The organism is Methanobrevibacter wolinii SH, assembly GCF_000621965.1.
Lineage (GTDB): Archaea > Methanobacteriota > Methanobacteria > Methanobacteriales > Methanobacteriaceae > Methanarmilla > Methanarmilla wolinii.
The window spans coordinates 306,206-317,697 of record NZ_KK211376.1 but is presented as its reverse complement, the minus strand read 5'-3'; the positions used below and the strand labels follow the sequence as shown (position 1 = coordinate 317,697).

9 protein-coding genes and 1 rRNA gene are annotated in these 11,492 nt (G+C 24.0%); 2 read left to right on the top strand and 8 right to left on the bottom strand.

The features are described from left to right. Positions 1-168 precede the first annotated feature (168 nt). Positions 169-286: ribosomal RNA gene (rrf, locus tag T523_RS06600) — 5S ribosomal RNA — on the top strand. Positions 287-955: 669 nt separating this feature from the next. On the opposite strand, the gene T523_RS06595 is transcribed toward rrf, so the two are convergent. Together T523_RS06595 and T523_RS06590 are read right to left on the bottom strand one after the other, a co-directional pair. Continuing rightward, complete coding sequence (locus T523_RS06595) at positions 956-2,599, bottom strand: ABC1 kinase family protein (protein WP_042708139.1); 1,644 nt, start codon at positions 2,597-2,599, stop codon at positions 956-958. Positions 2,600-2,972: 373 nt separating this feature from the next. Beyond that, positions 2,973-3,749 carry a hypothetical protein gene (locus tag T523_RS06590; RefSeq protein WP_042708138.1) on the bottom strand — a complete coding sequence of 259 codons (777 nt, stop codon included), beginning with the start codon at positions 3,747-3,749 and terminating at the stop codon, positions 2,973-2,975. A gap of 452 nt (positions 3,750-4,201) precedes the next feature. On the opposite strand from T523_RS06590, the gene T523_RS06585 reads away from it, so the two are divergent. Beyond that, a complete protein-coding gene (locus T523_RS06585) occupies positions 4,202-6,142 on the top strand; it encodes a MutS-related protein (RefSeq protein WP_042708137.1) in 1,941 nt (646 codons plus the stop codon). Positions 6,143-6,184: 42 nt separating this feature from the next. Here T523_RS06585 and T523_RS06580 read toward each other — a convergent pair whose 3' ends face one another. From T523_RS06580 to T523_RS06555, 6 genes are all read right to left on the bottom strand, one after another. Beyond that, on the bottom strand, positions 6,185-6,616 hold the full coding sequence (locus T523_RS06580; RefSeq protein WP_156929608.1) for a hypothetical protein: 432 nt from the start codon (positions 6,614-6,616) through the stop codon (positions 6,185-6,187). A gap of 223 nt (positions 6,617-6,839) precedes the next feature. After that, entirely contained in the window at positions 6,840-7,895 is a 1,056-nt protein-coding gene (gene trpD, locus T523_RS06575) for an anthranilate phosphoribosyltransferase (RefSeq protein WP_042708135.1), read from the bottom strand. Next, entirely contained in the window at positions 7,892-8,713 is an 822-nt protein-coding gene (trpA, locus tag T523_RS06570; RefSeq protein WP_042708134.1) for a tryptophan synthase subunit alpha, read from the bottom strand. The genes trpD and trpA overlap by 4 nt, the downstream gene beginning before the upstream one ends. A 25-nt stretch (positions 8,714-8,738) precedes the next feature. After that, complete coding sequence (gene trpB, locus T523_RS06565; RefSeq protein WP_042708133.1) at positions 8,739-9,920, bottom strand: tryptophan synthase subunit beta; 1,182 nt, start codon at positions 9,918-9,920, stop codon at positions 8,739-8,741. A gap of 93 nt (positions 9,921-10,013) precedes the next feature. Then, positions 10,014-10,679, bottom strand: coding sequence for a phosphoribosylanthranilate isomerase (locus T523_RS06560; RefSeq protein WP_042708132.1), 666 nt, complete (start codon positions 10,677-10,679; stop codon positions 10,014-10,016). Positions 10,680-10,688: 9 nt separating this feature from the next. Next, positions 10,689-11,483 carry an indole-3-glycerol phosphate synthase TrpC gene (locus T523_RS06555; protein WP_042708131.1) on the bottom strand — a complete coding sequence of 265 codons (795 nt, stop codon included), beginning with the start codon at positions 11,481-11,483 and terminating at the stop codon, positions 10,689-10,691. Positions 11,484-11,492: the final 9 nt, after the last annotated feature.

Sequence of the window (11,492 nt, the reverse complement as noted above, 5' to 3'; positions counted from 1 at the left end):
GTTAAGTGTTTTCAGTATTGGGTGAAAGTGTGTAGTTTTTTATTATCATTATTATCAATATTGATTGTTATTTATTGTTATTTATTGTTTTTTTGTTTTGATTGTTGTTTTTTTTGTGATTCCTTTTTTTTGTTATTTATTGTTATTGTTCGTGTTTATGTTTGTAGGTTTAGCGGTCATAGTGATGGGGTTATACCTGGTCTCGTTTCGATCCCAGAAGTGAAGTCTGTTACGTTTTGTTTAGTACTATGGAGGTATCTATGGGAGTTTCATTTCGCTGCTAGCCTTTTTTTTATCTTGTTTTGTATAACGTTGTTATATTGTTTTTTGTGTTTTTTTCTTTTCTTATTTTTTTGTATTTGTGTTTTAAGTAGTTTCTTAATTTTTTTAATTAATTAAAATAAGTTAAGTTTTTAATGGAATTTAATCTTTAACAGATTTTATTTTATTTTTTATTGTTTCCATTAATTATATATACAATTTTTAAGAAAATTTATATTGTCGTATCATTTTTTTAATTTTGGAAATTATTTTTCCATTGCTGATTAAGATTATTAAAATGACTGATGCCTTAGGTCCTTTTAAGAGGGAAGTTTATACTGTCTATGATTAAAAGCAACCCAGCATTAGATAGGCTGCCCGTTTCTGAGGGTTACTCGTGGAGGGAAGGGTAAACTACCTGTGAAGCATAAGAGTTAGTTTACGGGCAAAATTTTTTATATTCTTTTTTTTACAATGGTATTATTCTTTTTTATAATAATTTTTATTTTTTAAACTTTTTATTTTGAATATTTTTTTAAAAAAGAGTTAAATTTTTAAATAAAATAGTTTTGTATGGTTTAAATATTTGTTTTTTAAAAATAGTTTATTTATAGTAATTTGTTTGGTTTTTTATTTATTTTATAATAAATTAATTAATGTTCTTTGATTTATTAAAAAATATTAAAAAAAGAGTTTAATCATTTCCCATATATTTAAGCACAGTAAATACACCTAATATTAAACTTATTACAAATCCAACAAATCCAAGTATTGGCATATCTTCTATCATTGGTCCTTTATCAATACTCATTACATATGATGATCCAATAAGTAATGCTGAAATAATTAAAGCTAAAGATATTTTATTTGTTATTCTATTAAGATTTTCTAATTCTAAATTTATCTTAATTTCTCCTTCTTCAACTTTATAAAATATTTTATTAATTCTTTTAGGTAATATTTTAATCATATGTTCTATACCAAACATACTAGTTTTAATTGAAGATGCGATTTTTTTAGGACTATATTTTTTAGTTATAATTTTTCTTGCAATTGGTTGTAATATAGGAACTACATCAAAACTTGGATCTAAGTTTTGACCAATATCTTCTACCATTGCAATTCCACGTGCCATTAAAACAAATTCATTTGGAAGTTTTACTTGATATTTTGTCATTAAATTTATTAAATCATTCATTGCACCTTTAACTTGACCTAATTCTGCACCATAATATCTACTGAACATATCATTTAAGTCTCTTTTTAAACTTTTAATATCTACCTTTTCAGTAAGAATTTCCATGTACATTAATTGATCTATTAAATTGTCTACATTATTATCTGTAAATAATATCATTAATTCTGCAAGGTTTTCTTTAAATTCCCTATCAAGAAGACCCATCATTCCTTCATCTATGAAACATACTACATTGTTATCAAGAATAAAAATATTACCTGGATGAGGATCAGCATGGAAGAATCCATTAATAAATATTTGTTGAAAATATGCTTTTACTCCTCTATCTGCAATGATTTTTTTATCAAATTTAGGATCATCACTATTAAATACATCTGCTAATTTAACTCCATCAATATATTCCATAGTAATTACTTTTTTAGAACAATATTCTGGATAAACTTTTGGAATATGTATGGTGTTATCATTTTTAAAATCATATGCTAAATGTTTCATATTCATTAATTCTTGATTATAATCTATCTCTTTTTTTATAGATCTTTCAAATTCATCAATAATACCTGGTAAATTATAAATTTTTAAAGAATTAATATATTTATCTGCTTTTTCAGCAATGAATTTCATTATAGTTAAATCAGTATCAATGGTTTCTTCAATATCTGCTTTCTGTATTTTAATTGCTACTTTTTCTCCAGTTGGTAATATTCCTTCATGGACTTGTCCTATTGATGCTGTTGCAATTGGTTTTTTAGAAAAACTTTTGTATAAATTAGGTATGGATTCATGTAATTCTGTTTCAATAGTGTTTTGGATTTCATCATAACCTACACTTGGATTATTATCTTGTAATTTTGATAATTCATTAGCAATTCTTCTTCCTACAATATCTGGCCTTGTACTTAATAATTGGCCTAATTTTATGTAAGTAGTACCAAGTTCTTGAAACATTAATCTTAAACGTCTTGGTAAATCAGTATCTAATGCTTTTTTTACATCATCAAAATCTGAAGAGCGAAATGGGTTATATCTTTTTATTGTTGTTTGTCCTAAAAGATAACTAAATCCATATTTTCTAAAAATTTTGAGGATTTCATTAAATCTTCCAAAAATTTTTTTATTATTTGAATTCCTAATTTTCATTATAAAATAATTTATTATTTCTATTATAAATAATAAATGTTTAATTTAATTTTCAGTTTTTCATTTTCTTTTTATTTTTGTTTCTTTTTAGGTTTATTAGATGTTTTTATTAAGTTATTTTTTTATTATTTCTTCTAAAATTATTTTTTGTCTAAAAAAGTATATATTTGAATTTTATATTATTCTTGAATACATTTATTAAAATTAAATCATATTAATTTATATTAATTTTTATAAAATAAGATGTAAAATTAGTGTTTTTTAATTATTTATTAGCTGTATGTTTTTGTGTTGGGGTGTAAATTAGTGTTTTTTATTTCTTAAGTAAATATTTAAAATTAAAAATAAATAAGTATAATTGACTTATTTTAAGTCAATTAAAATTATCTAATGCTTGTATAAGTTTTAAAGCATAATCATTTTTTTTCTCTTGTGAATATCCTTGATTTACTTCAAATAACATTGTTTCAATGTTTTTGTTTGCAATAGGTTCTGTTACATATTGAGGACTTGTTCCTGCACTATATGTAGATTGTTTTACAACACCAATAGAATTTGCAAGTTTTTGTGCATCTTGCTCTCCTTTTGAATCTTCAGTTATTGGTAACATAAATGTTGTTCTATCATAATAAACTTCCATTTCATGAACATCCATAACTAATTGAGGATTATATTGTTCTACATCATTTACAATAAATCTATTTGCAAGCATTTCTCCCATATGCCTATTTGTATTATATTCACTTACATTATATTTTTTCTGGTTATGGTTTATTTTCACAAAATAAACTACATATTTCTTAGAAAGTTTGTTTTCTTTAGTTAAATTACTAAGAGTTTCATTTGTAGCATTATGTATTCCACTTTCTAAGTCATGTACACCAAGAATAACTACAATAGTTTTATTTGATGATTGATTACCATAATAATATTTATGTACTGTACCATTTTCATTATGTCCTATAATACTTTTATCAGGATAAAGTTTATTATTGATTTTATGGTACAATTTGTCTAAAACAGTTGATGAATTATGTTCTTGTAAATCATAATCTGATATAATAGTTTCATCTGTTATAATATATGAAATTGCACCAAGTATACAACATATAATTATTATTATAATAATAAGCGTATGACTTTTTTTCATTTTATAAAATCCTACTTTTTTATTACAATTTAATACTTTTTATTTTATCTTATTTAAATTTATTATTTTTCTATTCTATTTATTGTATATTACTTGTTTAATAAAAAATTCATTTTAATTTTAATATATTTGTTTTTAATAATTTTCCTATTTTATTTTAATTATTGGCTTTTAATTTTAATCTTTTATTTTAATTTCTTTTTAATGTTAAATTATTTTATTTAAAAATACTTATTTTTATAAATTTTTTATTTATGTTCTATTTATTAGAAATTAACAGTGTATAGTTAATTTTTAACTTATTTGCTCATATTTTTAAGGATTTAATATTTTCATTTTATTTAATTATAATATTAGTTTTCAAATGCTCTTTCTAAAATTTATTTATATTTCTTAAATAAAATATCTATTAATTTTATTAAAAAATTAATTTAACAATTAGGTTTGGTATTATGTCTAATGTAAAAAATGAAAATAATTCTTTACAGTTACAGAGTATTAAAGGTGTAGGTAATAAATTATCTTCGAAAATTTTAAAAGAAGTAGGTGGTGAAGATAATCTTAAAAGAATTGTTGATAATTTGGAACTAGAAAATTTAATATCTATTGATGGAATTTCTCAAAGAAAAGCAATTGAAATAATGAATGAATTACTTGGAAATCCTAAACAAAATTTTTTAAAAAATGAAAAAGCATTTCAATTATATGATGAAATCATTGAAAAAATTTTGTCTTATTCAAATACAGATTATTCTAAAAATAGAATTCTTTTAATTTCACCTTTAAAAGATGAGGAAGAAATTAATAATAGATTAAATTTTGTTACGGATGCTAAAAAAGTAGTTTCTGATTTACCTATAATAAAACTTAGAGGTTTAATGAAAAATTTAACTGAGCCTAAGGAATTTGAATTGACTTATGATTCAAGTAAATTAATTGTTGTTGAATCAGAAGAAGATAATCAATATCTTACAGAATTAGGTTTAAATCAATATTATCCAATTGTAACTGCAGTTAACTCTCCAGAATTTGCTGAAGAATTACATAATTATGAATTAATATTTTATATTTATTCTAATGGTACATTAGACTTCGGTGAGTTAAATAATCTTATAATGATTAGTAAAGAATCATCTATTAATGAGATTATTCCAGATAAAATTATTGGTTATTTTAATAAAAATAGATTTCTTTTTAGTCAAGTTTCCCAAATTAGGAAAATCTTAAACAAAGAAACAGTTCTTAATGATATTGATTCAATATTAGATAGTATTAATTTAGTTGAAAAAGAAAACATCGACTTTGATGAAATATTATCAAAAGTTAAATCTTATGGTGATGATAGACTTAAAAATGAAATAAAAAAAGTTGATCTTGAAGGAGATGAAATTCTTGACTTATTAAATCATGAGATGCCATCTAAACTTGATAAAATATTTAATAATATTTTAAATGAATTAAGTGAAATGGTTTATAAAAAAACTTCTATTAAATTCAATCCATTTCTTGAAAGATATCCTTTAGAAATTGATGATAATGAAGTTTGTCGTATTAAACAAGATTTAAATTCAAAAGTTGAAAATAATCTTTTTGATATGAAAATTAAAGTAGCAAAATATCTTTCAAGTATTAAAGATAAAGCTTATGATGAAGTTATGGAAATTATTAAATTTGATTATATGTTTACTCTTGGAAGTTTTGCTTATGAATATGATTTACATAGACCTTATATTTCTAATGATTTTAAACTTGAGGGTGCTATTCATTTAAATCTTGCATTAAAAGATTCTAATAAAGTACAAAGAATAAACTATGAACTTACAGAAGATGATAATATTGCACTATTGACTGGTGCAAATAGTGGAGGTAAAACTACATTATTAGAAACCATTTCTCAAGTTTCTATAATGACTCAAATGGGACTTCCAGTTGCTTGTAATCATGCAGAAGTACCTATTTTTGATGAATTGTATCATTTTTCTAAGAAAAGATCATTAGATGCAGGAGCATTTGAATCATTTTTAAGGGTTTTTATTCCAATTGTTACTACAGATTCCAAAAAGCTTGTTCTACTTGATGAGCTTGAAGGAATTACAGAACTTGATGCATCTGTAAAAATTATTTCAAGTTTTATAGATCTTATTAAAAAAACAGATTCTTTTGCTGTTATTGTTACTCATATGGCTAAAGAATTAATAAATTATACAGATATACGTGTAGATGGTATTGAAGCAAAAGGTCTTGATGAGAATTATGAATTAATTGTAGATAGAACTCCCAAAATGAATTATCTTGCTAGAAGTACTCCTGAATTAATTTTAAAAAGGATATATGAAAATTCTAATGGATGTCTAAAAGAAGTTTATGGGGAAATATTAAAAAAATTTGAATAATTTTTTATATTTTCTCTATTATAATTATATTCCTTTTGTTTTTTAATCTAAATTATATTCATTTATTAATTTAAGATTTCCTTTTTCACATTGGGGACATTTATCAAAATTCCATACTGCATCTATTTCTCTTCCACATTCTGGACAGTTTCTATGATAAATACTTTTTAAATTTGTAGTGAATATTATTTTATCATGTTTTGATAATTTCATAATAAGTTTTTCTACTTCTCTTATACTTAATTTAGTTTTATTTGAAACAATATCATATTCATCTACAAAATCTTTACAATGAATACAATACCATGTATGTATAAATCCAGAAATCTTGGAAGCAGTCATAGCTCTTGAAGATAATATACCTAATGCTTCTTCAGTCATTTCATTTAAATCATCATTTATATAAAATACAACATCTTTATTCTCAAATATGAAATTGCAATTATCACACATAAACATTGAATATCTTGTCATAAAATTAGTATCTATTTATATTTTTAAATAGTTTTTTATTTAATATTTAATTGGTAAAATCATTCTTAAATTAAATATTTAAATATCTATGTTTTTAAAGTTTTATTTTTTAAAATTAAGTTTAAAAAAATTATAAAGATTTAAATAAAGTTTATTTATAAATATTTGAAAAGTAGTTGTTTATTAGATTTTTTTATGAAATTAAAAAAATTTAATATAGTAATTATATTTTTTCATTACTATATTTGATTATTTTATTTAATTGTTCTTTTGCTTTTCCATTTGCTACTAATTCTTTAGAAAGTTCTACACCTTCTTTAAGATTTTTAACTTTATCTGCAACATATAACATAGCTGAAGAATTTATTAATGCTAAATCTAATTTAGCTTTATCTTCTTTAGTATCTTGTTTATTATTTAATATGTTTTTAATAATTTCTACATGTTCTTCTAAAGTGTTAGGTGCTTTTATATATTCTGGATTAACTTTTTTGCATCCAAAATTTTCTGGACTTATGTATTTAATCTCAATTTTTTCATGATCTATGAATGCTACTTTTGTTTTTCCAATTATTGAAATCTCATCCATAGCAGGATTTCCATTTTGATCAAATCCATGTACAATCATTGCACGTTCTCTTCCTAAATTTACTAATACTTTAGCAATATCTTCAATAAGATTGGGATTATATATTCCCATCATTTGTGCATTTAAATTTGATGGACAAGTTAATGGTCCAAGAAGATTAAAGACAGTACGTGTGTTTAAACTTTTTCTTATTCCCATTACATTTTTTGTAGCAGGATGGTATATTGGAGCAAATAAAAATCCATAATTACAATGTTCTAATGAGTTTTCATTAACTTTTGGTCCAGCACTAATGTTTACACCTAATGCTTCAAGTACATCTGCTCCTCCACATTTACTACTAACACTACGATTTCCATGTTTTGAAATTTCTGCTCCACCACTACTTGCAATGATTGATGCTGCAGTACTTACATTAAATGTTTTAAAAGTATCTCCACCAGTACCACATGCATCTAACATATAACCTTTAGGTTTGTAATCAACATGTTTTCCATGATCTCTCATAGATTTTGCAAATCCTGTAATTTCAGGTATGGTTTCACCTTTAATTCTAAGTGCAATTAAAAATGCTGCTATGATATTATCATTACATGTTTCATTAATCATATCATCCATACAAGCATAAGCTTCTTCTTCAGTTAAATCTCTTTGTTTGTCTATTAATTCATCAAATATTTCAGTAATCATTTAACATCATCTTTTTTAGTAGCTAATTTCATAGAACTAACATATTCTTTAATATCATTTAACATTTTTTCTTTATTGTCTAAATTATCAGCAATAATGTTTATAATAGCACTACCTACAATTGCACCATTAGCACCAGAATTTATTACTTCTTTAACATGTTCTGGTTTAGAAATACCAAATCCAACACATAAAGGCATATCTGTGTGTTTTCTCATTCTTTTAATCATATCTGTTGTATTGTGTTCTACTTTATCTCTTGCACCTGTAATTCCCATAACAGATACAGTATATATAAATCCACTTGCATAATCTGCAATTAATTTTAATCTTTCAGTTGTTGTACTTGGTGCTGCAATAAATATTTCTTCCACACCATATTCTTTAGAAGCTTTACGTACATATTCTGATTCTTCTGGAGGTAAATCTGCTACAAGTACTGCGTTTACTCCAAGTTTACTTAATCTTTCATAGAATGCATCAATTCCATATTTATAAATAATATTATAATAAAGAAGTAAACCAAATGGTTTATCAGTATATTCTCTTAATTCTTCAAGAAATTTAAAACATTTTTCAATGGTTGTTCCAGATTTAAATGATCTAATATCTGCATTTTGAACAGTTTTGCCATCTGCTACAGGGTCACTAAATGGAAATCCAATTTCTAATGCATCTGCTCCATTATCTACCATTGTTTTAGCAATTTCTATGGAAGTTTCATAATCTGGATCCCCTACAACTAAGAATGGTATAAATATTCCTTCATTTTTAGATTCTGCTTCTTCAAATGTTTGTTTATATGTTTTCATATTCATTTTATTAACCTTCTTAATTGTTTAATTATATTTCTACTCCTAATTCTTTAGCAACAATATTCATATCTTTGTCCCCTCTTCCTGAAAGATTGACAATAATTGTTTTACCTTTATTTTCTTCTTTTTTAGCATATTTAATTGCATATGCAATAGCATGTGCACTTTCAAGTGCAGGAATAACTCCTTCGACTTCACATAATGTTTTAAATCCATTAAGTGCTTCTTCATTATTAACAGATACATATTCTGCACGGTTAATACTATCTAAATATGCATGTTCTGGTCCTACACCAGGATAATCAAGTCCTGCTGATACACAACTTGCTTCTTCAATTTGTCCTTCATCAGTTTGGAGAACTTTAGATAATGCACCATGTAATATTCCATCACTACCATTTTCAATGGTTGCAGCATTTTCATCAGTATTTGCACCTTTTCCTCCGCCTTCAACTCCTATTAAATCAACATCTTTATCATTTACAAATCCTGAAAATATCCCCATTGCATTACTTCCACCACCAACACATGCAATAACAGTGTCTGGAAGTTTACCTTCAATTTCTAATATTTGTTTCCTTGCTTCTTTTCCAATAACACTTTGGAAATATTTAACCATTGTTGGATATGGGTGTGGACCCATTGTTGTACCTATAAGATAATGGGTTGTATCAACATTTGAAATCCAATCTCTAAATGCTTCATTAATTGAATCTTTAAGTGTACAACTTCCTGCATCTACTGGAATTACTTTTGCTCCAGATAATTCCATTCTAAATACATTCATTTTTTGTCTTTCAACATCTTTTGAACCCATATAAATATCAACATCTAAACCTAATTTTGCACCAATAACTGAAGTTGCAATACCATGTTGTCCAGCTCCAGTTTCTGCAATAAGTCTTGTTTTACCCATATATTTTGCAAGTAATCCTTGTCCTATAGCATTATTAATTTTATGTGCTCCTGTATGTAACATATCTTCTCTTTTAAGATAAATTTTACAACCTAATTTTTCAGATAAATTCCCAGCATAATATAATCCTGTTGGTCTACCTGCAAATTCTTTTAAATATTTATTTAATTCTGAGTTAAATTTAGGATTATCTTTATATTTGTAGAAAGCTTCTTCTAATTCTTCAATAGCAGGCATTAATAATTCTGGAACATAAATTCCCCCATACTTACCAAATTTTCCATCGTGATTCATATTTTTAACTCCATTTTAATAATTTTAATTTTTATCTAAAATTTATTCTTTAATATTTTTAATTTTATGATTAATTTAGTTAATTTTTATTTTTTAATTTTTAATTAATTCAACGATTCTTTTAATTTTTCCTAGATTTTTGATTCCGGGACTATCTTCAACACCACTATTTACATCAACCATATCAAAATTATCCAAATATTCAAAAATTTCTTTTAAATATTCATAATTTAATCCACCTGCAAGTATTGCATTAACTTTTGGGTTTTTATTTTTTATAATTTTACTTGCTTCTACTGCAGTTTCAATAGGTATATGTGTATTAGTGCCTCCAGTTAGTCCATCTTTTATATAATCAAATAAAATATTATCTACATATTGAGAATATTTCTCTAAATTATTTTTAACTTCTGAATCAATTTTATTTTTAATACCAATTACCATAGTAATATTTATTGTATTATTAAGTTCTTTTAACTTTTTAATATTCTTTATAGTAATATTAGAATGGAATTGAACATTTTTAATTTTCGTTTTATTTATTTTATTGTTAATTTCTTCTGGATTTTCATCATCAATTACTAAAGTTAAAAAATTTTTATTTTCAAGGTTTTTTGTTAAATCATTTATTTTATCAAGACTAACAAAACGTTTTGATCGTTTAATATTAATGAAACCTAAATAATCAATATTTAATTTGGATAATTCATTTACAATATTTTTATCAGTCATTCCACAAATTTTAATTTTTGTAGACAATTCAAACACCTAATTTTTTAAAACTTTATTTAAATCTTTAATAAAATTTTTAGTTTCAATATCATTTTTATTTTTAAGGAGACTAGTGCCAATTAAAAGTGCATCTGCACCATATGATTTTAATATTTTAGCATCATTAGTTGTTTCAACACCACTTTCAGATATTAAATAACCATCAACAAGTTTTCCTAAATTTTTAGTAGTATTAAAATCAATTGTGAAATCTGCAAGATTTCTATTATTTATTCCAATTATAGGTGCTTTTATATCATTGGCAAATTCAATTTCTTCTTTATTGTGACATTCTATTATATAATCAAGGCCAAGATTTGAAGCAATATTTTTATACTCTTCTATATCTATATCTAAATTACTAATTAATAAGATACAACTTGCACCATTAAGTGCTGCTTCATAAATCATATATTCATCAATAAAAAAGTCTTTCCTTAAAATTGGTTTATTTGTAATTTTAACTGCTTTTTTAAGATTATTTAAGTTACTCTTAAAATATAATTCCTCAGTTAAGCATGAAATCATATCAACAGGACTTTCATTATAGATTTTTATTATATCCTCTACTTTAACAGAACTTATATCTCCTTTTGAAGGAGATGCAGGTTTAAATTCTGCAATAAGTTTTGTACCTTTGATATTATTAAATTTTTCTTGAAATCTAAATTTTTTATCTCTTGTTGAAACGAAATCTTCAGCTTCTTTTTTAATTTCATTTAATGGTTTTTTATCTTTTAATTTAACCATTATTTTTTTCTTATTTTCAATTATTTCTCCTACTTTGTCCATTATATTACC